Here is a 23,899-nt window from a genome sequence, read left to right as displayed (position 1 = left end):
ATGCTTAACTCCATCATCCGCTTTGCGCTGCTGAATCGCCTGTTGGTGATCGCTTTGGCCATCTTTTTGTTAGTCTACGGCGGTTGGCAGGCCTATCACTTGCCGATCGACGTCTTTCCGAACCTCAATCGCCCTCGCGTCGTCGTCATGACCGAAGCGCCCGGCATGGCGCCAGAGGAAGTGGAAACGCTGATTACTTTTCCGTTAGAAACCGTCTTGAACGGCGCTACCGGCGTGCAAGCGGTTCGCACGCAGTCTGGCGTCGGCCTCTCGGTGATTTACGTCGAGTTCGATTGGGGAACCGACATCTACAACGACCGCCAGATCGTCGCCGAACGATTGGCGCTTTCGGCCGATACGCTGCCGCGGAGCGTCAAGCCGCAGTTGATGCCGATCTCTTCGATCATGGGACAAATCATGATCATGGGGATGTATAGCGAAGGGGGCGTAACGCCGCCGATGGAGCTGCGAACGGTCGCCGATTGGGTCGTGCGACAGCGTCTGCTGACCATTCCCGGCGTCTCGCAAGTGGTTGTCATGGGAGGCGAACGAAAGCAGTTTCAGGTCCTCGTCAACCCGAACGACATGCTCCGTTACGGCGTCAATCTGCATCAAGTCAAACAGGCGCTCAGCGAAAGCAATCAAAACACGGCTGGGGGTTACTTGGATGACCAGGGGCCGAACGAGCTGTTAGTGCGATCACTGGGCCGCGTGACTTCGATCGACGATCTGTCGCGTATCGTAATCGCTCATCACGATGGCCAATCGATTCGTCTTGCGCAGGTCGCCAAGATCGTGGAAGGCGCGCAGACGAAGCGGGGCGATAGTACGGCGTTTGCGCGTGACGCCGAAGGGAATTTTGACGGCGGTCCAGCCGTTGTTTTAACGGTGATGAAACAACCCGACGCCGACACGCGCCGCGTTACCGAACAAGTGGTCGAGGCGCTGGCGGAATTGCAGCCGTCATTGCCGCCGGATGTGCGAATGTTACCGGATCTCTATCAGCAAAAGACGTTCATCGATTTGGCGATTGAAAACGTCATGGAAGCGCTGCGAGACGGCGGCATTTTGGTCGTCATCATCCTGTTTTTGTTTTTGATGAATCTGCGGACGACATTCATCACGTTGACGGCAATTCCGCTGTCGATTGTTATCACGGCGTTGGTTTTCGCGACGTTCGGCTTGTCGATCAATACGATGACATTAGGCGGATTAGCGGTCGCGATCGGCGAGTTGGTGGATGACGCGATTGTGGACGTCGAAAATATTTTTCGCCGGTTGCGAGAAAATCGGCATAGCGACAACCCCAAGCACCCGCTGCTGGTCGTGTTTCAGGCGAGTTGTGAGATTCGTAACTCGATCGTCTACGGCACGTTGATCGTCGTGTTGGTGTTCGTACCGCTGTTCGCGCTTTCCGGAATGGAAGGACGTTTGTTCGCTCCGTTGGGCGTCGCCTACATCGTATCGTTGGTCTCTTCGCTCTTCGTCTCGTTAACCGTGACGCCGGTGTTAAGCTATTGGATGTTGGGGAACGAGAAATTCGCCCACGAAGAGAAGGATGGATTTCTGCTACGCGGTTTAAAACGCATGGCCGACGTCGTCATGAATTTCAGCGTTCGCATGGCCTGGCCCATTTTGGCGGTCGCGACCTTCGCGGTAGCGGTTTCTGGCTGGGGAATGTTGCAGTTAGAAAGCGATTTTCTGCCGCCGTTTAACGAAGGCGCCGTGCAAATCAATGTGGTTCTGCCGCCGGGAACGTCGTTGGCCAAATCCAATGAAATCTCAGATCGCGTCGAGAAACGCCTGCAGGAAGTCAGCGACATCTCCGCGTTTGTCCGCAAGACGGGGCGCGCCGAGTTAGATGAGCATGCCGAAGGGGTCAACATTAATGAATTTGTCGCGACGATCGATCCCGAGACCACCCGCTCACGCGAAGAGGTGATTGATGAAATCAGCGAAGCGTTGGCCGATGTCCCAGGGATTGTAACCGCGGTCGAGCAACCGCTGGCGCACTTGATCTCGCACATGTTGTCAGGCGTCAAGGCGCAAATCGCGATCAAGCTGTACGGCGACGACTTGGATGTATTGCGACGCGAAGCGCAAAAGATGCAGGCCGCAATCGCCACCGTCCCCGGCGTCCGCGACCTGCAGATTGAACAGCAGGTGAACATTCCGCAGTTACGGATCGAAGCGGACGGGCACAAGCTAGAGCAATACGGTCTGCGCCGCATGGATGTGAACGAATTTGTCGAGACGGCGATGCAAGGCGAAGTGGTTTCGCAGATTTTGGACGGACAGCGGACCTTCGACTTACTGGTCAAACTAGACGAACCATTTCGCGAAGATCGAAACGCGATGAGTCGCCTGGTTTTAGAAACGCCGACCGGCGGCGCGGTGAAGTTGGAAGATGTCGCCCGAATCTATGAGTCGGATGGGCCGAATACGATCAACCGCGAGCAAGTGCGCCGCCGGATTATCGTTCAGTGCAACGTCAGCGGTCGCGGCCTGGTCGATGTAGTGGAAGATATCAAACAACGCTTGGCGCCGATTGAATCGCGTCTGCCGACCGGCTATTTCACCGAATATAGCGGCCAGTTTGAAAGCCAGCAGTCGGCGTCTCGCATGATTGCGGTCCTGTTCGCAATCTCGATGGTCGGGATGTTTTTGGTTCTTTACAAAATGTTTCAGTCGATCAATCTCTCGCTACAAGTGATGATCGCGTTGCCGATGGCGTTTATCGGATCGGTCGCCGCGCTCTATCTAACGGGACAAACGTTGACCGTCGCCAGCATGGTCGGCTTTATCTCGCTGTGTGGGATCGCGTCGCGCAACGGCATTTTGTTGATTAACCATTACCTTCACTTGGTGAAGTACGAAGGAGAGACCTGGTCGCGAGAGATGATTATTCGCGCCGGCAAAGATCGACTCGCTCCGGTGTTGATGACGGCGTTGACGTCAGGCATCGGCCTGGTGCCGCTAGCGATGGCCGCCGGAGAACCAGGCAAGGAAATCTTGTATCCAGTTGCGACCGTGATTATCGGCGGTTTGATCACCAGCACATCGCTCGAGTTTCTCGTCCGCCCGGCCCTCTTTTGGACGCTTGGCATTCATGCGGCGCGAACGATCGTCGCGTCCAACGAGCAGGCGATCGTATTGGTGGAAGAGGATGAAGAGGGGCACGCACACGCGTAGTCTGAAGACGACGATTTTTGCGCGCTCGCCGTTCAGGCGAGCACTTTTCGATTACTAACTTCTAGGGAGTGACGATTGATGAAAATGACTCAGCTATTCGCCGGTCAGACGGCCCGTTTTGTCGCGACGACATTGCTGTTGTTCTCGCTGTCTGCTTATGGTTGTTCCAATCCCGCCGCCGACGCGCCGAGCGGCGATGGGCACTCGGAACATGACGGCCACGATCATGATGACCATGCTCATCCGAGCGAAGGTCCGCATGGCGGTTCGTTGATCGAACTAGGAGCGGAAGAATATCACGCGGAACTGGTTCATGACGAAAAAGCGGGGAGCGTGACGATCTATCTGTTGGACGCCGCTGCGAAAGCCGCGACGCCGATCGAAGCGACCGAGCTGACGATCAATCTGAAGCATGACGGCATGGGAGAACAGTTCAAGCTGGCCGCTTCGCCGGACGCCGGCGATCCGGCGGGGAAGTCGTCCAAGTTTGTCTCCACCGACGCCGAACTGGCGGAAGATTTGGATCACGAAGGCGCCGACGCCCAACTGGTGGTCACCATCGCCGGCAAGCAATACCGGGGAGCGGTCGCTCACGATCATGACCACGACGGCCACGATCACTAGTCGCTGCGAAAGTCAAAAACCGGCGTGACGATTCAATCGTCACGCCGGTTTTTTTTATGAACTGGCCGGCGGCATTACCCCAGTTGCGAATGACGCCGAGTCTCCGGCGTCAGTTCGACGTAGTTCATCACAGGAAATCGTCGTTGCAGCCGGCCTTCGATCGCTTCGCCGAGATTCTGCAGCACGCCGTCGTACTCGAGGACCTTGTCGACGCCGCAAAATTTGCCATAGCGACGAGCGACCGCTTTCGGCTGCGAAGAATAGAGCCACACAATCGGCAAGCAGTGATTCAACCGCAATTTGAAGGTTATCAGGCAGCCGGATTCGTCAGGCATCGCGTCATTGACGATGACCAGCTGCGGATCGTAAAGATTCATGCAAGCCGCGACATCGCAGGCCTGCTCGGCGCGAATCACCTGCCAGCCGCAGTCGGCGAGTCGCGTGCGGATTTCTGCGAACACTTCATCGCGAAACTCGACGACAATCGCCGTCTGTTCATAGGGGGATTCTTCCAACCGCCGCGCAATCGCGGGAAAGAAGGAGGGATCAATGCGATGGTTGAACAACTCACTGCGATCCGATTTATTTTTTTCGTACATAGCAAGACTCTCGTATTAAGGCAATCAGCATGGAAAAGCGACGAAAGTAAACGGCGAACCTCACTGCGAAGGCCGATGGCGCATCGACAGGGGGCCGCGGTCGCTTTAGAGCAGAAAGCGCGAGAGCGTGGCGCAGCGCAGCAGAGCTGGGATCGCTGGGCGCCTGGACGCGTGGTCCGAAAAAAGATTCTGTGCGGTTGGCTCCCAGCAGACGTGTTGGGAAGAGGTCGCGAAACGAACGGCGATATCGATGTCATCCGCCGAACGGCTCTCGCGGGCCGCGATTGAGGATTGCTGCGGCGTGTGGTGATGACACTGACAGGGGCAATCGCTGGCGCGATGCGGCGAAACGACCAAGTGGTCATGTCCCGCCGAATCAGGCGCCGCCGGCGCCGAGCAAGTCGTGCAAGCGTTGGCGATCGCTTGCAGGCAACTGCAAGCTTCGAGCGAGTGACCAGGGAGCGATAGAAGAATCCCCAAGACCCAAACCGTAGTTCGCATCGCAATCGATCGGTGGGTGGGAGGGAAAAACATCAACAGATCCGCGGTGGTACGGAAGGGAGAAAATCGAATCGGAAGCGGCGCTTCTCCAGCACGACGAAGCAGCCGACGATTGGGTTGGGCGTCGCCCCCGGTTTGTAATAGTCAGCGACGTTCCTTTGAAGCTAACATACTCGCCGAACCGTTGGAACGGCGAATATCGTTAACTTCGATTAAGGGGCTCCGCCAAACTGGGGGTGGCGTCGCCGCTATTTTTGCAGGCTCCCTTGCAGCATCAGGCCCCGGATTTCCATGGCCGAGATCCACAATTCACGCTGCGAATCGAGGTACGCCAAATTCGTCTGGAAGTACGTTCGCTGAGCGCTCAACAGATCCAGTACGCTAAACTCGTCCGCTTCGTAGCCGGTGCGAATGAGCGTTAACGAACGGTTGGCGTTTTCTAGAATGCCCCCTTCGCGAGCATATTGGTTGACCTGATTGCGGGCGCTTTCGTATCGCTGAAAAGCGATCGCCAGACGAGCTTGCAGATCCATCGATAGCTTGTCGGCCGCGCGATTGGCCGCCGCCGCTTCGGCATGCGCCTGTTGGATGCCGCCTTGGTTGCGATTCCAGAGGGGCAACGGCAGCGTGACTTGCAGGTTGCCGTCGGTCCCGCGCGTTCCGCGGTCATCCTGAATGATCGCTTGAACTTCGATATTAGGAATGACCTGTGCGTAAGCGCGTTGCACCGCCCAATGCGCCGCTTCGACATTCGCCAAGGCCGCGGCCAGTTCGGGACTATCACGCATCAAGGTGGCTAGCGTTTCATCCCATTGCAGATTTACATCTTCGGCCTTTAGTTCTCCCTCTAGCTGTTGCAGCTGGAAATCGGGCAGACCGAGGACCGCGGTAAGTCGGCGCCAGGCTTCGACATGCTGATTGATCGAGTTTTGCAGCACGATTCGCGAAGTGTCCGCTTCGACGCGGGCCCGCAGCGGATCGGCCTGACTGACTTCTTGTCCTTTGAAGAGGGCTTCGGCGCTTTGCTCTCCCTTTTCGGCGATCTGCACCAACTGGGTCGCCAGTTCGCGACGACGCTGGGCGATCAGCACGTCGTAGTAGCCGATGCGGACGTCGGTCAAGACGCGCAGTCGAAACGCATCCCGATCACGTTCCGCTTTTTGAATTTCCCAGGCCGCAACTTCCCGGTTTAGTCCCAGCTTGTTGCCGGTGACGAACTCTTGGCCGACAAACATGCCGGTTTGGGTCGCCAGGCCGCCGCTGCCGAGTTGTTGGCCCGAATAGCCCAAGACCGGATTCGGAGCGATCCCGACTTGCAGCCAATTGCCGTGAGCCGCGTTGACGCGGGCGACCGCTTCGGCCATGGCTGGATTGTTTTGCAGCGCCAATTGCTCTAGTTCGGGCAACGACCACTGACTGGTCGGCGGTGCGATCGCTTCAGGCGGCGCGGCGGTCTGTTGGTATGCGACTAGTTTGGCGGCCGGCAAGTCTTGCGGCGGCGCTGTCGCTGCTGGTTGCAGATCGCTGGAGTTATCCAACGCTTGTTCGCCCGAGACGATCACGCTTGCTGGAGAAGCGGCCGTATAGGCGAGAGTGGTCGATTCGTGTCGAACGGCGGAAGTGCGACAGCCGCCGGCAATCGCCGCGAGCCCGATCGTGAAGGCGATGCTTGCCTTATGCATAAAGTCCATCCAGTGGGAGATCCCATGAAAGTCTGTTTTGTTTTCGCGCAAGCATCATCATGTTTCACGACGTGGTTGTGATGATTTCTTCGGTTGCGGCGATTGAAGCTGTTAATGGGGTCATGCTCTTTCGCGGTATTACGCGGGAGAGCGGCGCCGATCATTCGGGCTGGGAAAACCTTGACGCTTGTTTTTCCAGCGTTGCTAGCAATTTCGGCGATGCGTTAAGCAGCGAAGCGAAGAGGATCGCTTTACGTTAGAAAACGACAAAGCGCCGCGCATGTTTCCAAGGCGCTGGCGGTCTTTCGAATGTCGGCAGACGCAACGGTCTGCGCAGAAGTGCGACAAGGGCTCATCGAAAAATGCGGCGGACCCCCGCCGATGGCGCCGTGGACGCGAACTTGAAACGCCGAAGGTCCTGATTGCTGCGGCGGCGAGTGGTGATCGCACTGGCATTGCGAGCGGCCGGTCGAGACCGCATCGGACGCACAGCAGACGGCGCTGCAGTGAACGTGCTGGCAGCGCTGCGCGCCGGTCGGTTCAGACGGATGAGCATGTTGATGTTCGACATGCTCATGGGTGCTGTGGTCGCAATGGCAGCGCATCGCAAAGATCGCTTGTGCTGGCGCAAGTATTGCAGCCAGCCAAAGGAAGCATTTCGCGATGAAGGATATTTGCCGCACGCTGACCGACTCTTCGAGAGAAAGTAAATTCACTCTAGTCGCATCGGTTGTCGCGATTGTCCGTCTTGAAAAAATCGTCACCGCCAGGCAAAGCTTCGCGCGCGTTACCCGTTCGACGCAGATCGCGCCGCTTGTCGTGAGCGGCGCTTAAGACGATAGGCGGTCCGAGATTTTGGCGGCCGTTTGTTGGACGGCGTCAATCAATTGCGGCTTCGACGTGCTATCGACACGCGCCGTTGGAATGCTGACGCTGACGGCCGCCACAATGCCGCTGCCGTCACGGATCGGCGCGCCGATGCAGGTCACGCCGATGTCATTCTGGTCTTGCTCCATCGCGTATCCCTCTTGGCTGACGCGCTCATGGATCTCACGCAGCTTCTGGGGATCGATGACCGTCTGGGGAGTTCGCGCGATCAGTTTGACATGCGCGATCAGCCCGTTCCACTCTTCTTCGCTGAGCTCGGAAGTGAGCGCGCGCCCCAACGCAGTCGAGTAGAACGGATCTTTGTTGTTCGCTTCGACCACCAAGCGAAACGGATGTCGGCTTTCGAGGACCTGCAGGTAACGAATCGAAGTTCCCCGCAAGACCCCCAAGTTGACAGTTTCGCCGGTCAGGTCATGCAACTGACGCAAAAAGGGATCGGCCGCTTCCAGCAAATGGTCATCGAGCTTGCCGAGCGTCATCCGCCGCAACTTGCCGGTCAACTGGTACTTTCCCTTGTCGATACGGCAAACGTAACCCAGCTCGACCAGGTCTTGCAGCAAGCGATGGACGGTCGGCTTGTGGTAGCCCAGCTCGCTGACGATCTCCGCCAACGGCATCTCTCCGTCGGCCGACGCCAAGACCTCGAGCACGTGAAACGCTTTTCCTAGCGAAGATGTTAGCATCGGTTGTCCACAATTTTCCAAACCAGTCTTCGCCCGAGAATCAGCGCTTACTCTACAGCGCCCAGCGAATGCGAACTAGCAATTCTAAGCCGCCGGCAACCGCTCTTCGACCGCAGACAGCACTTTTTTGGCCAGGAACTTTGTCGCCAGGCAGTGGAGCGGAAGCTAGGGCGCCGCCGACTCCTGCGCCGCGACGCCGTCGACCGGAAGCGTCTCATTCCAGGTAAGAACCGCTTGTTTCAAGCGTTTGGCGATGCGGGGACGCTGTTTCTTGATGTTGTTCGCTTCACCGATATCCGTGGTCAGATCGTAAAGTTGAACCGCTCCTCCGTCGAGATTGCAGAGCAATTTCCATTGGCCGTCACGTACAGCCAGATCGGGATTGGGGGCTTTCGGCGGGCCTGGTCGATCGGGCGGGCGACGCCAAAAGAGCGGGCCGTTTCGTTGAGCTTCGGTTTTGCCTAGCAGCGCCGCCGAGAGATTTTCGCCATCTCCCTGGTATCCCTGGGGCGTCGCTGCGCCGGTCAGCGCAATGAGGGAAGCGACCAGATCGACGCTGGAGACGATCGTCGTGTCGTTCGTCTGGCCGACGGCGGACTCGTCGAGCCAGCCTGGCCCCCAAACGATCAAGGGACTGCGAACGCCCCCTTCGTACAGATCGCCTTTGGCGCCGCGCAACGGTCCGCCGCGGCCGGCGCCTGGTTCGTGACCATTGTCGCTGGCCAACAAGATCAGGGTGTTATCGCGCAGCTTGGGATCATTGCGAACTCGCTCGATCAACAGGCCCAGTTGCTCGTCCATCGTCTTCAGCACGCCCAGATAAAGCGTTCGCTTCGTTTGATCGCCGCGTCTGGCTTCCGGCGGATAGAACGGCGAATGAACGTCGTCAGGCCACACGTTGACAAAGAACGGTTGGTCGGCGGCGACTGCAGCATCGATAAATTGCAGCGTTTCTTCCACAAACCGCGCGGTGATTTGGGAGCGATCTTTCCACTCGATTGGTCCATGGCCTAACTTGGCGCTTCCCAAGTCGTGGCGCTGGGGCTCTTTGCCGTTATAGGCGTCGCAAAGCGGCAGGACGCGGGGGCCAAGGCCTTCAAAATTGGTCAGCGACGCGTCAAAGCCATACTCGGTAATCAGCGGAGCTTCGCCGACATCACGCTGTCCGCCGAGATGCCATTTACCGAAATGGCCGGTCGCGTATCCCCGCTCAGAGAGCATCCGCGGCAACGTCGCCGCACGGACGTCGAGCCACTGCGCCATCCCCCGCCGCTCGTTCATTTTGCGATCGGCTAGATACGACGTAATGCGATGTCGGGCCGGATAATGTCCGGTGGTCAGCGCCGTGCGTGAAGGAGAGCAGATCGGCGAGTTGACGTAAAAGTTGGTGAACTTCAAGCCTTCGCGCGCCATTTGATCGATGTTGGTCGTCTCGACGTCTTGGCCGCCGAAACAGGAGAGATCGGCCCAGCCCATATCGTCGATGAACAGCGTGATGACGTTCGGCGGGGTCTTTGCCTGCGAGAGCAAGGTCGGCATGCCGTAAACGATCTGCTGATCTTGTTGGGCGCTCATCCAAGCGTCCAGCTTGCTTTGCAGCTGCTGTCGCGTCGCGGCATGCGCCGGATCGTCGGCCAGATTGTGTTGCTCCAGCGGATCGGTCGCCAGATCGTACAGCTCTTCCAATGGTCGTTGTTGATACCGATTTACCTTGCGGGCCGCTTCGACGCTGGTCTTCGCTTTTTCGACCCAGCTGTTCCAATAGGCTTCTTCCTTATGGGCCTTGGTGACGTGCGACTCGTAGAGAAACTCGGGGTGCAGATTGCGAATGTATTTGAACCGCTCGGTTCGTACGCTCCGCGTCGGATAGACGTTGAAGTTGCCGTCGCCGCTATGCGTGGTGAAGATTTCCTGACGGTGCGTGTCGGAAGTTCCACGCAACACCGGCATGATCGAACGTCCATCCAGCTTTTCATCGGGCTTTCCGCCGGCCGCTTCGACCAAGGTGGGTAACAGGTCGACCCACGAGACCATCGCGCTGGTCCGCTTCTTTTCCGGCGTCTGTCCTGGCCAGACGACGATCAGCGGCGTGCGAATCCCGTCGTCGTACAGATTCCACTTGCCAAACGGCCATTGGGCGCCGTGATCGCTGGTATGGATAAAAAGGGTGTTCTCGCCCAGCTTCGCGTAAGCGGCGTCAAAGACTTGGCCTAGTTCGTCATCCATCGTGCGGATCGCTTGGTAGTACTTGGCGCGAGCGTCTCTCGTCTCTGGCGTATGGACATGTTTCAGCGGGATCTGGATCGATGGGAGGTCGATGGTCGTCGCGCGCGGCCATGGTACATGCGGCCAGTTAGTGCCGACGAACAAGCAGAGCGGCTTGTCGCTCTCGCGCGCTTGCAGCCATTTCACCGCTTCGCCAACAGCGACATCGTCGTGGTAGCCGAAGTGTCGCGCCAGATCAAAGCCATAGTCGGGCGTCTGAGCATAGTGGCCCACTTTGCCGAACGAGACGACCTCGTAGCCCAGCTGCTGCAAATAGGCCGGCAATTTTTTGATCTCGGCTTGAGGGCGAGCATGATTCCGCTCGGCGCCGTTGCGCGCCGGCATCAAACCGGTCAGCAGCGCAGCGCGACTAGGCGCGCACGAGGGGGAAGCGACAAACGCTTGATCAAACGTCAGACCAGCGTCGGCCAAACGCTGCATGTTCGGCGTATCGATATCCGTGGCGCCGTAAACCGACGAGTCGGCCAACGTGTGATCGTCGGAAAGAAAAACAACGATATTCGGCGGCTGGCTCTCTGCGGCAATTGCGCTGAAACCGAGCCAAAGGAGCAGCGCCGCGGAGAAGAGCGGCAATAGAGAATTACGCGACATAAAGCAACGACTCAAGGATGGGGGGAAGTGAGAAGGAGGCTGACTTGAGTTTCGTCGATCGGCGACGCTTGGTCAAACGATGCATCGTCGATATGCTCGATTTCTAAGTTGAGTTGAGATAACTATCCGCGGCCTTTGACAATCAACCCCCATAATTGGATTTTACCATTCCGTAATTTAACATACGGGTAACATGGTTACGGCAGTCGAAAAGCTCTCGGCGACATTCGCAGCGCAGGCCGATTCGCTGCGCCGATTGAGATCACGACGCCGGCGATCACCAAGCGTCTGAAGGTGCTGGAACCAGCAGGCCCAATGGCGCGCTGGTCGCTTGCAGGGAGAACTGTTGAAAGCGGCCGTCGATTGGGTCGCCCTATACGGCACATTGTGGGATCAGAGCTTGGATCGTCGCGACGCCTATTTGCATGCAAAGTCGAAGTAGAAAGCGAAACGTGTCCGAAAAAAGTGAACCGATCGTACTGACCATTCGCCGCGCATTTCCTTACTCGGCCGAGTTGGTCTTCGACGCCTGGCTTGATCCAGAAGTCGCGGGGCGCTGGCTGTTCGCGACAGCGACCGGCGAAATGAAAACGGTGGAGATCAACCCGGTTGTCGGGGGAGAGTTTTTGATTGCCGAGCAGCGAGGAGATATTCTGGCCGAACACTTTGGCGAGTATCTCGAGATCGAGCGACCGCGGCGCTTGGTCTTTACCTTCGCCGCGATTCGCAATGTCGAGTCAACTCGCGTCACGGTCGACATCGAACCGACCGACGCTGGCTGCGAACTGACGCTCGTTCACGAGATGGACCCGAAATGGATCGACTACAAAGAGCGGACCGAGTCAGGCTGGGCCACGTTGTTGGCGAACTTAGCGGCGACGATGGTCGGTTAGGATCGGCGCCTCGAAAGAGTGCGTTGGTCCGCTTCGCTGGCTATGCTATTTTGCCCATGTTCTCGATCTGCTGAATCAAGCGGGCTTGGGATTCGCTCGTTTTCAGCGACGATTTTCTTACCAGACGAAGCCAATCTCTTTACCTATCGACCGATCACCAACCAAGTTGATTGAGTCCCGCTCTACTCGCCTTCTCGGCGGCGACGCTTTCAGGTGGTCGCGGGGCGCTGTGATGCCGGGAATCAGCGTGGCAAGCAACGGCAACCCGAGAATATTGGACTCTTTGGGCGATCTTCCGAGCTGTACGAAACGCATAAAGACGATTGGCATGATACGTGCGTTAAGTCGCGGCCAGTCGATTGCTGGAAAATGCAGACTTTTGGTTTCGCATTTCAGGGATCGAGTGACATGGCAGGAAACGGCACGCCAATCCAATCGAGGGCCGAGACGGCTTTGGTCGATTGAAGGAGAACAATAAGATGAAAGCGGTACGCTGGCACGGCAAGAGTGATGTTCGCGTGGAAGACGCCCCTGATCCGAAAATCGAAGATCCCGGTGATGTCGTCATCCAGATTACATCGACAGCGATTTGCGGATCCGATCTCCACTTGTACAACGGCTTTATGCCAGGCATGAAGGCCGGCGATATCATTGGTCATGAGCCGATGGGAGTCGTGGTCGAGGTCGGTCGCGACGTCCGCCGGTTGGCGAAGGGGGATCGCGTCGTAGTTCCGTTTACGATCTCCTGCGGACATTGCTGGTTCTGCGAACAGACCATGTTTTCGCTCTGTGATAATTCGAATCCCAATGCGGAGCAAGCGCGGAAGCAGATGGGCCATTCGCCGGCTGGTTTGTTTGGGTTTTCGCACCTTTTGGGCGGTTTTCCCGGCGGGCAAGCCGAATATCTGCGAGTACCGAGCGCCGATGTCGGACCGATCAAAGTGCCGGAGGGATTGAGCGACGAGCAGGTGTTGTTCTTGTCCGACATCTTTCCGACCGGATACATGGCTGCCGAGAATGCCGAGATTGCTCCCGGCGACACGGTCGCCGTGTGGGGATGCGGGCCCGTGGGTCAGTTCGCCATCCAAAGCGCGTGGATGTTTGATGCAGGCCGCGTGATCGCGATTGATCGCATCCCAGAACGTTTGCGAATGGCCGAGACGAATGGTCGCGCCGAGACCATCAATACCGACGAAGTCGACGTCTACGAAAAGCTGATGGAAATGACTAATGGACGCGGACCCGATCGATGTATCGATGCGGTCGGCGCCGAAGCGCATGCCAGCAGCAGCGTGTGGTCTGCGATGGATACGATGCGAGAAGCGATTCATCTTGAGTCGGATAAGCCGTATGTATTGCAAGAGGCGATTCGCTGCTGTCGTAAAGGGGGAACCATTTCCGTCCCCGGCGTCTACGTTGGATCGGTTCAGTTGCCCTTCGGCGCCGCCATGAACAAGGCGCTGACCTTTCGCATGGGGCAAACCCACGTGCAGCGTTACCTCGATCCGTTGATGAAGAAGATCGAAGAAGGAAAAATCGATCCCTCCTTCGTGATTACGCATCGAGTGCCGCTCATGGATGCGGCGAAGGCTTACGAGACCTTCCGCGACAAGGAAGACGAATGCATTAAGGTCGTGCTCAAGCCGTAAGGTTCCGAGCAATCCTCAAATCTTACGCGTGAGCGAATAGCGCTCCGCGTCGAGATGCGGCGTTTCGTTATTCATTAGCTCCGCGACTAGCTTGCCGGTGCCGGGAGACATCGAGAGGCCCAGCATGTTATGGCCGGCCGCGACATAGACATTGCCCAGTCGCGGCGAACGATCGATAAACGGCGTACTGTCTGGCGTCATCGGACGCCAACCGTACCATTTTTCGACGATCGGCTGGACATGCGGATTTTTCAGATAGAGTTCGGCGCCTTGTTTGAGGAGCGATAGCCGCTTTTCGTGGACCGAGTTGTCGTACCCGGCGAATTCCATCGTCGATCCCAATCGATAGCCGCTTTCCCAAGGCGTCACGCCGACCCGATGTTGCTCCAGCAGCATCGGGTACTGGGGGCAGATTTCGGGACGCGGCATCGTGATCGAATAGCCTTTGCCGGGCTGAATCGGAATCTTGCAACCAATCTGTTCCTGCAAAAACGGAGTCCAGGCCCCAGCCGCGATCAAAAAGTCTTCACCATCGATCGTTCCGGTCGACGTTTCAGCGGCGGTCGCCGACTTACCGCTTTTGACAAATTGCCGGAACTCACAGTGCTCGCGGATCTCGACTCCCATGCGCTCCAGCACTTGGCGCCAAGCGGTCATCAAGCGATCAGGACGTAGATGCGCGTCGCCGCCAAACAGCCAGCCGCCTGCCAGGCCGGGTTTGAGCGCCGGCTCCAATTCGTTCAACGCTTCTCCGGCATAGGGAGCGGCGAAAACTTGGAACTCCCGTGACACCAACTCGTTGACATGGGCGAAATCGTCGAACTCATGCCGGTCTTTGTAGACGAACAGCAATCCCCGCTCTTCAAACTCGCAATCCATTTGCTCGTCGGCGATGATCTGGCTGTAGAGTTGTCGCGACGATTGCAATAACGCATGAATGCCGGCGGCCGATTTCAACATCGGGCCGCTGCGGCAGCGCAGTGCGAATCGGGTCAGCCAACTCCAGAGCGCCGGAGAAAAGCGGAACCGAATCGAGAAGGGGGAATTGCGTTTGAGCATCGACAGCAGCGACGGCAGCAAAACGCCTGGCTGCGCCAGCGGCAAGACATGGCTGGGGGAAACATAGCCGCAATTCGCGTGCGAACAGGCGGCGCCAAATTCAGCTTTGTCGATCAGGACGACGTCGCGACCTGATTGGGCCAAATAATAGGCCGAGGCGGCGCCGACGACGCCTCCACCGATGATGATGGTTCGCCGAGTGCTCACAGGGGATTTACGTCTTGATGCGGTTTAGCGGGATTGAATGCCGAACGCAAATTGGTCGGCCGGGTCAATGATCAATTGAGAAACAGCGGTGACATAAGCCGAGCCGCGGATCGTCGGTACGATTTGACCCTCAATTAAATCATAATTGGCTTGAAAAATACTGCCAGTGATTGACTCTTGTCGCCAGATTTGTCCCGGCGCCAATTTGCCCTCGGCGGCCAGGACGGCGAGTTTGGCCGAAGTGCCGGTGCCGCAGGGAGACCGATCGTATTCTCCACCTGGACAAAGGACGAAGTTCCGCGAGTCGGCGACGACTTCGCTGCTCGGTTGCCCATACAGTTCAATATGATCGATCCGACCCTCATCGGCGCCGGTGACCTTTTGCTTGTCGAGCGTCTTGCGGATCGCCTTGGTGAACCGAAGGAGTTCATCTCGATCGGAGTAGTTCAGCGCCATCACCGGCGATTTGACCAGGTAAAACCAATTGCCGCCGTACGCGACATCCCCGACCACGCTGCCGTAGCCCGGGACGTTCAGCTCGAGATCGGCCTGATGGCGATAGCTGGGGACATTGCGGACGCTGACTTCTCCATTTTGATGGAGGGTCGCCTGGACGTCGCCGACCGGCGTCTCGATCAGATGGGTTCCCGGCTTGATCCTGCCGAGATGCGCGAGTGTCGCGACAACGCCGATCGTGCCGTGACCACACATGCCGAGAACGTCGACATTGTTGAAAAAGATCACCCCAGTCGTAGCCTGGGGATTGGTCGACGGCGTCAAGATCGCGCCGACCATCGCTTCGGAGGCGCGCGGCTCGGTGCAAGTCGCGCTGCGAATCCAGTCAAACTTCTTCTTGAAGACGCTGCGTCGTTGCGATAGCGGACCATCTCCCAGGTCAAGATTTTGATCAATGACGCGGGTCGGCTCGCCCCCGGTGTGAGAATCGATCACCGAGAGCGTTGTAACCGATTGGGGAAGTTGGGGCACAGGATCCTCTTAGACGGTGAGCATCGGTCGCGTGTTGATCGCCTGGCGGATGATCCGCAAGATCTTGTCCCGTTCGTCGCCGATCAGCGGGAGTCGCGGAGGACGAGTCGTCTCCGAACCGAATCCGCATTCCTGGACCGCCAGCTTGATATATTGCACCAGCTTTCGATCGGTGTCGAGATGCAACAGCGGAGTATACCAACGATAAATCTCGACTGCTTCGGCGTAACGACCTGCAGTCGCCAGATCCCATAGCAAGCGATTTTCGGCAGGGAATGCGTTTACCAAACCAGAAACCCACCCGTCGATCCCCAAGACCATGCTTTCAAGCACGACGTCGTCGACGCCGCAGAACAACAAAAAGCGATCGCCGCAGACGTTGCGGATGTCCGTAATCCGCCGCGTATCTTCGGTCGACTCTTTGATCGCGACAAACTTCGGCTCGTCCGCCAGGTCGGCGAATTCTTCTGGAGCGATGTCGACTCTGTAGGCGATCGGATTGTTGTAAATCATGACCGGCAAGTCGGATGCGGCGGCGACCGATCGGAAGTGAGCCGCCGTTTCGCGGCGATCCGATCGATAGACCATCGCCGGCAGCACCATCAGGCCATCGGCCCCCAGTCGAGCGGCGTCGGCCGCAAACCGGCAAGCCATTTGCGTGGTATACTCGGCGACGCCGGTCAATACCGGAACGCGGCCATTGATATGGGCGATAGAGGCTTGAAGGACTTCCAATTTTTCCGCATAACTCAGCGAGCAGTTCTCGCCCACGCTTCCCAGCACGATCATTCCATGCACGCCGGCGTCGATCATCAGGTCAAGATGCCGCAGCGTCGCAGGAATGTTCAGAGTCAGATCCGCGTTAAACTGCGTCGTCGCCGCCGGAAATACTCCGCTCCAATCGACATTCATTCAGTAGGTCCTTCGGACGAACGGTATGTTTTTTTGTGTACAAAGGCATGCTAGGCGATTCATCTCGCTTCGTCAATCAAATTGCGTAAAATCGTAGGCTCATCCGCTCGACTTTTCCCTTAAGGATTTTTGCCCGTGTCGTTGTCTGATCGCATCGCGGAAGAACTTTCGGTTCGCATTAGCGCGCGAGAATCGTTACCAGAACCCTTCTCAATTGCAAATGTCGCGCGGATGTTTGACGTTAGCGCCTCACCGGTTCGGACAGCGTTTGATCAATTGGTCGAGGAAGGCTTGCTGATTCGAGATGACACAGGGCGGATCGCTCCCAACCCCGCACGGCGACTCAAACGCCGGCCCAAGCGCGAGAAAGCACTCGAACCGTCGCTCGAAATTCGGATTCGCGAGTTCATCATTCGCCGCAGTCTGGCCGGGGATGACTCGTTCTTGCGCGAGGAAGCGACTGCCGAACGCTTTGGGGTCAGCCGCACCGTCCTGCGGCATTGGCTCGGCAAATTAGCTGGCCAGGGCTTTGTCGAGCATGTCCAGCGTCGCGGCTGGCGCAGCCGTCTGTTTTTGCCGAAGGATCTCGAGCATTACTCCGAAGTGCGCGAGATGCTCGAACTGATGGCGCTGCGATCGGTACGCGATCGATTGGACGCGACGATGCTGGAAGAAATATTGGCCGGCAATCAGCCGCTGTCCGAGGGGAAGCCGCAGATCGACAATCGCCTGCATGGCTACTGGATTGAGCTCTCCGAAAATCATTACATTCAAGACTTTTTCGAGCGGCACGGCGTCTTCCACGCGGCGATCTTTGACCTGGCGACTACCGAGATGTCGGCGGTGGAGGAAATGGCCGAGCAGCATTGCGTGATTCTCGAATCACTGCTCAAGCGAAATTGGAAACAGGCGGAAAGCGTGCTGTCGAAGCATATTCGGGCTCAGATCCCCCGCGTCGAAAAAATGCTAGCCCAGATTCGATCCGAGGGAAAATAACGCCTATCATCCAGGGAGGGGTAAATGCTAGGATCTCGCAGGCATTCGCCTGGATTGTCGTGGCTCGGCCGGGTTATAAACGTTTGTGCTGCTTTAGGTTGGCGCAAATATTTTCACTTTTCTTATCCCCCGCCCTCGTCGTTTACGCCTAAGTAGACGGTGGTCACGAAGCTACTTGCGAGGAATCTCGACCGATGAACGGTCTACTACAAAAAATCATGTGGGCGACGCTGCGGTTTTTGCTTCGCTTTCGCTATCGGGTCCAATTGCACGGCTTAGAGGAGTTGCGGAGCGTTCAGGGGCCGATCCTGGTCTTGCCCAATCATCCCGCCTATGTCGATCCCCCTTTGGTGTTGAGCCATCTGCGCTTTGGGCGATCGCTGCGGCCGCTGGTCTTTGCCGATACCTTTCGGAGTTGGATTTTCTATCCCTTCTGCAAAGCGAGCCATGCGTTTGAAGTTCCCAATCTGAAAAGTCATAGTCGTGACGCGCATCGCCAGACGACTGAGATGATTGATCGGGTCGTCGCCGGCGTCGAAGCCGGAAATGACTTTTTGATCTATCCCTCGGGCCGGTTGAAACGTCAGGGAACCGAAGTGATCGGCGGCGCTCGCATGGCGTACGAACTGCTGACGCGCTGTCCTAACTTGCAAGTCATCTTGGTCCGCACCGAAGGGATGTGGGGCAGCCGTTTTGGTTGCGCCCAGACCGGCGGCGTTCCTGACCTGGCCGGCGCCGCGCGTCTGGCCCTCGGCAGCTTGCTTTCGAGCTTGCTGTTTTTTGTACCGAAGCGCAAGGTTTCGCTCACCGCCCAAGCGATCGATCGCAGCCAACTGCCGCTCGCAAGCAAAGAATCGCTCAATCGCTTTCTGGAAGCGTGGTACAACGCCAACGGCGGCGAAGAACCGACGTTCGTCCCTTACAATCCCTGGTTCGGCCCGCGTGAATTTGACTTTGAAGCCGTCCAACGCGAAGGCGCCGTCGACGCCGATTCGATCAAGCCCGCCACGAAACAGGCGATCGCCGAGATGCTGGCCGAACATCTGGGCCGCCCTTTGGACGCGGCCGAAAACATCCCGACGATGACCCTGGATACGCTGGGGCTCGACAGTCTCGAACGCATGGACATGGCGCTCGAAATGGAGCGGGAGTTCGGTTTTCGCAGCAATCATGTGCCGACCACCGTAGGCGAAATGTGGTTGTTGGCCGAAGGGCGGCTCGCCTCGGACGAGAATGACGAAGCCAAGATTCCCGAAATCTGGAGCAAGCCGCCCAAAGATGATGGCGCGATTCCCAAGGCGCTGGGAGAAACGTTGGCCGAATCGTTCGTCCTGCGCGCGATCGAACGACCCGACTCGGCCGCCGTCGCCGATCAACTCTCCGGCGTTCTGACGTATCGCAAGTTACTGACCGGCGCGACGCTCCTCTCGAAACGGATCGCCAAGCTGGAAGGCGATGCGATCGGTATTTTGCTGCCGGCGTCGGTCGCCGCCGATACGGTCTTTTTGGCCATCCAGTTGGCAGGCAAGTTGCCAGTCCTGTTGAATTGGACGACCGGCGACGCCGGCCTGCGTCATGCGGTCGAAAAGCTGGAAGTGAAAAAGGTGCTGACCTCGCAGCGATTTTTGGATCGACTTGGCATCGAAATTCCCGGCGCCGACGTGGTGAGCCTGGAAGAGATGCGCGGCGGGATCGGCAAGTGGGAGCAGGTCTCGACCTACGCGGCGACCTATCTGGCGCCGCGCTCGTTTTTACGAAATCTGCCGCAGCCTGACCGCGACGCTCCGGCGGCCGTGTTGTTTACCTCGGGATCCGAGGCGCTGCCCAAAGCGGTTCCGCTGTCGCATCGCAATTTGATCGCCGACATCAACGCCGGCGTCAATCTGATTCAATTTGGGCAAAGCGATATCCTGTTCGGCTTTTTACCCCCGTTTCACAGCTTTGGGTTGACCGCCGCATTCCTGATGCCGGTGCTGACCGGGATCCGCGTGGTTCACTATCCCGATCCGACCGATGCCCGCGGATTGGCCCGCGTGATTCGCAGCTATGGCGCGACGCTGATGTTCGCGACCCCGACGTTTTTGCAATACATCTTTGGCGTCAGTACGCCCGAAGATTTGCAAACGTTGCGGACGGTGATGGTTGGCGCTGAGAAATGCCCTGACGCATTGCATGATCGGTTTGAAGCGGCGCTGCCCAGCGCGGTCCTCTTAGAAGGGTACGGCATCACCGAGTGCTCGCCGGTCGTTTCCGGCAGTCGCCCGACCGATAGTCGCCGCGGCACGATTGGCAAACCGCTCGATTGCGTCGAGATGTTGATTGTGCACGCCGAGACGCATCAGCCGATCGACGACGGAGAGACGGGGCTGCTGCTGGTGCGCGGCGAGAGCATCTTCAGCGGCTATCTGAAGCATGACGGCCCGCAGCCGTTTGTCGAAGTCGCCGGCGCTTCTTGGTACAACACCGGCGATCTGGTGATGAAAGACCCCGACGGTTTTTTTCACTTTCGGGGGCGGATGAAGCGGTTTTTGAAGATCGGCGGCGAGATGGTCTCGTTGCCGGCGCTCGAAGAGCCGCTCGCCAAAGCGTTTCCGATTGGTGACGAAGGGCCGCGAATCGCCGTCGAAGGAATCGAACTCGACGGCGGGCGACAGATCGTCCTGTTCACTTGCGAAGAGATTTCGCTGCGTGACGCGAACGCTTTGATTCGCGAAGCCGGCATGCAAGGAATCATGCGGCTCGACGAAGTGCGCGTGGTCCAACAGATACCAGTCCTGGGAACAGGCAAAACCGATTACCGCACGCTGCGAAGTTGGGTCAGCGAGATGCCGGCGTCCGCCGAACAAAAGTCGGCGTAGCATGCGGCCAATTGACACGAGAATGGGGGATATTGCGTCATGATCGCGTTAGAAGGGGTCTGCAAAACGTGGGACGGGGGAAAGTCGTTCGCGGTCAGCGACCTGTCGCTGCGCATCGAACCCGGCGAGGTTCTCGCGTTGCTCGGCGGTTCCGGCTCCGGCAAAAGCACCACCGTCAAAATGATCAATCGCCTGATCGAACCCACCTCGGGCGTCATTGAGATCGACGGCGAAAACGTCGTCGAGCAAGATCCCGTGCTGTTGCGCCGGCGAATCGGCTATGTCTTTCAAAGCATCGGCCTCTTTCCGCACATGACGATTCTGGAGAACGTCTGCATCTTGCCCAAGATGCTGGGGCACGATCCGCTCGAATATCGAGAGAAAGGATCGCGCCTGCTGGAGATGGTCGACTTGCCGGCCTCGCAGTTCGCCCATCGTTATCCGCATCAGCTTTCCGGCGGTCAGCGTCAACGCGTCGGCTTCGCTCGCGCCTTGGCGGTCGACCCCAAGGTGATGTTGCTGGACGAACCGTTTGGCGCTCTGGATCCGGTGACGCGCGACAGTTTGCAGTCAGAATTTACGCGGCTGCAAAAAGAGCTTGGCTTTACCGCGGTGATGGTGACGCATGACATGGCCGAAGCGTTGCTGTTGGCGGACAAGATCGCGGTGATGCGCGAGGGCAAGCTGTTGCGGTTGGGAACGCCGCGCGATTTGCTGCTGGACGCAGGCGACGACTACGTCGCCCAACTGCTGGAGACGCCTCGTCGGCATGGACGATTGATCCACGATTTAGAAACCAACTAGACTCACGCTCGCAAAGCCCGCTTGTCATGCCGATTTCTGAGATCCTCGAGCAGTTGCAGTTCCTGCCGCAGCGTCTGGCAGGGCACATCTTTCTCTCGTTCATGGCGCTGCTGATCGGCGGCGCCATCAGCTTGCCGCTGGGCGTTTGGTGTTCGCGTCGCAAGCGTGCTGAACAGGTCGCGCTGACGGTCGCCAGCATTATACAAACGATCCCCAGTTTGGCGCTGCTGGCCGCGATGGTCTTCGCGTGGGGCAAGATCGGCTGGTTTCCGGCCCTCGTGGCGCTTGTCCTGTACAGTCTATTGCCGATGTTGCGAAACACGATCACCGGCATTCAATCGGTAGATCCAGCTTGTTTGGAAGCGGCGCAAGGCCTGGGGATGAGCGATCGCCAGCGCCTGCGTCTGGTCGAACTGCCGCTGGCCGCACCGACGATTGTCGCCGGTATCCGCACCGCCGCGGTCTGGGTGGTCGGCGCCGCGACGATTGCGCAGCCGGTCGGTGCGACCAGCTTGGGCAATTACATCTTCGCCGGCCTGCAAACGCTGAATCCGGTGGCGCTCGGCGTCGGTTGTTTCTTCTCCGCCGCGTTGGCGCTCTCCATTGACGCATTGTTGGGAACGTTGGAAAACGCGGTGCAATCGCGCAGTCGCAAGATGGGATTAGGCGCGGCGCTGGGGATCGTGACGATCATCCTGAGTCCCTTTCTGATCTCGCTCTTGCCGCTCGGCAAGACCAGCTACACGACGCTTGGCGCCCGTGACCCGGCGAGCGCCTCGCAGTTTGACGATCGCACCTACGTCATCGGCGGCAAAGGTTTCACCGAGCAGCGCATCTTGGCCCTCGCGATTCAGGCGGAGTTGGAGCAAGTCGGCCGCAAAGTCGAGCTCAAAGAAGGGATCGGCTCGGCCGTGATCTTTCGCGCGCTCGAGACAGGCCAGATCGACTGCTATGTCGATTACAGCGGCACGCTCTGGGCGAACGTCCTGGGCCGAGACGAGTTTGTTTCGGCGCCTGAGATGTTGATCGATCTGGCGACAGAGTTGAAAGCGGATCATCAGGTTTACTCGCTGGGAACGCTCGGTTTCCGCAATGACTATGTCTTTGTGATGAAGCGGGAAAAGGCGGCGGAGCTGGGAATCAAAACGCTCGACGATCTCGCCAAGCATGCGGACAAACTAAACGCCGTCACCGACATTGAATTTTGGGAACGTCCTGAGTGGGCCCGCGTGCGTGACGTTTATCAATTTGACTTCCCCCAGAAGCAGTCGATGGATGCGACGTTGATGTATGGCGCGATCGCCAATGACAAGGCCGATGTGCTGGTCGCGTTTCGTACCGACGGGCGCATCGCGGCCAACAACCTGGTCGAAATCGCCGATCCGGCGCGTGCGTTGCCGCCCTATGACGCGATTCTGTTGGCTTCCAAACGCCTGGTGGAAGATCCGGTGGCCGTCGATCAATTGATCAAGCTGGTCAACTCGATTTCGACCGACGAAATGCGCGAAGCCAATCGAGCCGTTGACACCGACGGCACGCCGGTTTCGGCCGCCGCCAAGCGGATCATGCCGAAGAAATAAGGCGGATCATTTCGGCCGAGCCATAACGAGAGCCAACCAAAATCGTCTGCGCATCGACCTGGGCGCCTTGCACGCGCACCCGATCGCCCGGCGCGAAGGTCGCTTCGTACCCGATAGGAAACGAGACGATGCTGACGTTCTCCGCCGTTTCGTAAATCACCGGAAAGAACATCGACTGCCGGTTGTCGGCGATTGTCAGTTCACGCTCGGTCGCCGTTCCGGCGACCAGCGGCAAAGGTTGGGGAAACTCATTCCATGCACGCACGCCGCGCACACTGAATCGTGTCCCACGATAGTAGCCTTGGTTTCGCTTGCGGCGGCAGTAGGTTGCGAACTGCTCATCGTCGAGATGCGGCGGACGCTGTATGAACTGCGGCGCGATCGGCTTGATCTCGGGCGACGCAAACACGCGCTCGGCTTGGTCCAGCCAAGTTCGGCAGCGAGCTTCGCCGTAGATCACCAGATCGATATCGGAATCTTCACCGCCGCAGCCCCACAGTAGCGAATCGGTGAGCCCGCAGGCTTCTAACGGCCAGCGCAAGGTCGACGCCAACAGGTTCGCAAAATCGAGCGACTTCTGAAGGAGTCCAACTGGTTTTGCTTGCCGGAGTTGCGGCAGACGATCTTCGCTGCGATAGACCTCGGCGACTCGATCGAAGGGAACGCGGATCAATTCATCCACATAGTGCGGATATCTCTTGCCAAGAAACCGGAGCGCCTGATCATAGGTGTCGAGCCATTTAACGCTGTCAACGTACTTCAATCCGCAGGTTGCAGCATGGACCGCGTGATCGTATCCGAGGACGTTAAAAATCAGTCCGTCATTGGTGCGGAGATAGTCTTTGTCGCGAAGTTGCATTGCGTTAGGGGATGATTAGGCACGGCATTTGACTTCGTTACCCGAATCG

At 58.0% G+C, this 23,899-nt stretch carries 19 protein-coding genes; 10 read left to right on the top strand and 9 right to left on the bottom strand.

Annotation, left to right across the window (positions count from 1 at the left end):
- Both DSM3645_RS19575 and DSM3645_RS19570 read left to right on the top strand, forming a co-directional pair.
- A complete protein-coding gene (locus tag DSM3645_RS19575; RefSeq protein WP_002654035.1) occupies positions 1-3,192 on the top strand; it encodes an efflux RND transporter permease subunit in 3,192 nt (1,063 codons plus the stop codon).
- 78 nt (positions 3,193-3,270) lie between these two features.
- Positions 3,271-3,816, top strand: coding sequence for a hypothetical protein (locus DSM3645_RS19570; RefSeq protein ID WP_002654034.1), 546 nt, complete (start codon positions 3,271-3,273; stop codon positions 3,814-3,816).
- Positions 3,817-3,890: 74 nt separating this feature from the next.
- Here the strand turns inward: DSM3645_RS19570 and DSM3645_RS19565 are convergent, their stop codons facing one another.
- The 3 genes from DSM3645_RS19565 to DSM3645_RS19555 all read right to left on the bottom strand — a co-directional run bounded on the left by DSM3645_RS19565 (position 3,891) and on the right by DSM3645_RS19555 (position 6,598).
- Positions 3,891-4,415 carry a hypothetical protein gene (locus DSM3645_RS19565; protein ID WP_002654033.1) on the bottom strand — a complete coding sequence of 175 codons (525 nt, stop codon included), beginning with the start codon at positions 4,413-4,415 and terminating at the stop codon, positions 3,891-3,893.
- Positions 4,416-4,520: 105 nt separating this feature from the next.
- Positions 4,521-4,916, bottom strand: coding sequence for a hypothetical protein (locus tag DSM3645_RS30290; protein ID WP_131282738.1), 396 nt, complete (start codon positions 4,914-4,916; stop codon positions 4,521-4,523).
- Positions 4,917-5,164: 248 nt separating this feature from the next.
- On the bottom strand, positions 5,165-6,598 hold the full coding sequence (locus DSM3645_RS19555) for a TolC family protein (RefSeq protein ID WP_161603388.1): 1,434 nt from the start codon (positions 6,596-6,598) through the stop codon (positions 5,165-5,167).
- Positions 6,599-6,657: 59 nt separating this feature from the next.
- Between DSM3645_RS19555 and DSM3645_RS19550 the strand changes: the two genes are divergently transcribed.
- Together DSM3645_RS19550 and DSM3645_RS30285 are read left to right on the top strand one after the other, a co-directional pair.
- Positions 6,658-6,858 carry a hypothetical protein gene (locus DSM3645_RS19550; RefSeq protein WP_002654030.1) on the top strand — a complete coding sequence of 67 codons (201 nt, stop codon included), beginning with the start codon at positions 6,658-6,660 and terminating at the stop codon, positions 6,856-6,858.
- A 319-nt stretch (positions 6,859-7,177) separates the two neighbouring features.
- Positions 7,178-7,432 (top strand): hypothetical protein, encoded by a 255-nt coding sequence (locus tag DSM3645_RS30285; protein WP_131282736.1) that lies wholly within the window; start codon positions 7,178-7,180, stop codon positions 7,430-7,432.
- On the opposite strand, the gene DSM3645_RS19540 is transcribed toward DSM3645_RS30285, so the two are convergent.
- Together DSM3645_RS19540 and DSM3645_RS31000 are read right to left on the bottom strand one after the other, a co-directional pair.
- Positions 7,429-8,169, bottom strand: coding sequence for an IclR family transcriptional regulator (locus DSM3645_RS19540; RefSeq protein WP_002654027.1), 741 nt, complete (start codon positions 8,167-8,169; stop codon positions 7,429-7,431). The genes DSM3645_RS30285 and DSM3645_RS19540 overlap by 4 nt on opposite strands.
- A gap of 165 nt (positions 8,170-8,334) precedes the next feature.
- Positions 8,335-11,046 (bottom strand): sulfatase-like hydrolase/transferase, encoded by a 2,712-nt coding sequence (locus DSM3645_RS31000; RefSeq protein ID WP_081444935.1) that lies wholly within the window; start codon positions 11,044-11,046, stop codon positions 8,335-8,337.
- A gap of 452 nt (positions 11,047-11,498) precedes the next feature.
- On the opposite strand from DSM3645_RS31000, the gene DSM3645_RS19525 reads away from it, so the two are divergent.
- Both DSM3645_RS19525 and DSM3645_RS19515 read left to right on the top strand, forming a co-directional pair.
- Positions 11,499-11,939 (top strand): SRPBCC family protein, encoded by a 441-nt coding sequence (locus tag DSM3645_RS19525; RefSeq protein ID WP_002654025.1) that lies wholly within the window; start codon positions 11,499-11,501, stop codon positions 11,937-11,939.
- Positions 11,940-12,418: 479 nt separating this feature from the next.
- Positions 12,419-13,588, top strand: a complete 1,170-nt coding sequence (locus DSM3645_RS19515; RefSeq protein WP_002654023.1) for a zinc-dependent alcohol dehydrogenase — start codon at positions 12,419-12,421, stop codon at positions 13,586-13,588.
- Between the two features lie 15 nt (positions 13,589-13,603).
- On the opposite strand, the gene DSM3645_RS19510 is transcribed toward DSM3645_RS19515, so the two are convergent.
- Genes DSM3645_RS19510 through DSM3645_RS19500 form a run of 3 tightly spaced genes read right to left on the bottom strand, consistent with a single transcriptional unit; the run spans position 13,604 to position 16,753 of the window.
- Positions 13,604-14,854, bottom strand: coding sequence for an NAD(P)/FAD-dependent oxidoreductase (locus DSM3645_RS19510; RefSeq protein WP_002654022.1), 1,251 nt, complete (start codon positions 14,852-14,854; stop codon positions 13,604-13,606).
- Between the two features lie 24 nt (positions 14,855-14,878).
- Positions 14,879-15,841, bottom strand: coding sequence for a proline racemase family protein (locus DSM3645_RS19505; RefSeq protein WP_040352821.1), 963 nt, complete (start codon positions 15,839-15,841; stop codon positions 14,879-14,881).
- A 9-nt stretch (positions 15,842-15,850) separates the two neighbouring features.
- Positions 15,851-16,753 (bottom strand): dihydrodipicolinate synthase family protein, encoded by a 903-nt coding sequence (locus DSM3645_RS19500; RefSeq protein ID WP_002654020.1) that lies wholly within the window; start codon positions 16,751-16,753, stop codon positions 15,851-15,853.
- Between the two features lie 135 nt (positions 16,754-16,888).
- Between DSM3645_RS19500 and DSM3645_RS19495 the strand changes: the two genes are divergently transcribed.
- The 4 genes from DSM3645_RS19495 to DSM3645_RS19480 all read left to right on the top strand — a co-directional run bounded on the left by DSM3645_RS19495 (position 16,889) and on the right by DSM3645_RS19480 (position 22,991).
- Complete coding sequence (locus DSM3645_RS19495; RefSeq protein WP_002654019.1) at positions 16,889-17,749, top strand: GntR family transcriptional regulator; 861 nt, start codon at positions 16,889-16,891, stop codon at positions 17,747-17,749.
- Between the two features lie 194 nt (positions 17,750-17,943).
- Positions 17,944-20,607 (top strand): AMP-binding protein, encoded by a 2,664-nt coding sequence (locus DSM3645_RS19490; RefSeq protein ID WP_040352820.1) that lies wholly within the window; start codon positions 17,944-17,946, stop codon positions 20,605-20,607.
- Between the two features lie 39 nt (positions 20,608-20,646).
- Complete coding sequence (locus DSM3645_RS19485) at positions 20,647-21,411, top strand: ABC transporter ATP-binding protein (RefSeq protein ID WP_002654017.1); 765 nt, start codon at positions 20,647-20,649, stop codon at positions 21,409-21,411.
- Positions 21,412-21,437: 26 nt separating this feature from the next.
- A complete protein-coding gene (locus DSM3645_RS19480; RefSeq protein WP_002654016.1) occupies positions 21,438-22,991 on the top strand; it encodes an ABC transporter permease/substrate-binding protein in 1,554 nt (517 codons plus the stop codon).
- Here DSM3645_RS19480 and DSM3645_RS19475 read toward each other — a convergent pair.
- Entirely contained in the window at positions 22,975-23,850 is an 876-nt protein-coding gene (locus DSM3645_RS19475; RefSeq protein WP_002654015.1) for a hypothetical protein, read from the bottom strand. The genes DSM3645_RS19480 and DSM3645_RS19475 overlap by 17 nt on opposite strands.
- Positions 23,851-23,899: the final 49 nt, after the last annotated feature.

This window comes from Blastopirellula marina DSM 3645 (genome assembly GCF_000153105.1).
Classification (GTDB): Bacteria; Planctomycetota; Planctomycetia; order Pirellulales; family Pirellulaceae; genus Blastopirellula; species Blastopirellula marina.
This window is presented reverse-complemented; position numbering and strand designations above follow the sequence as displayed.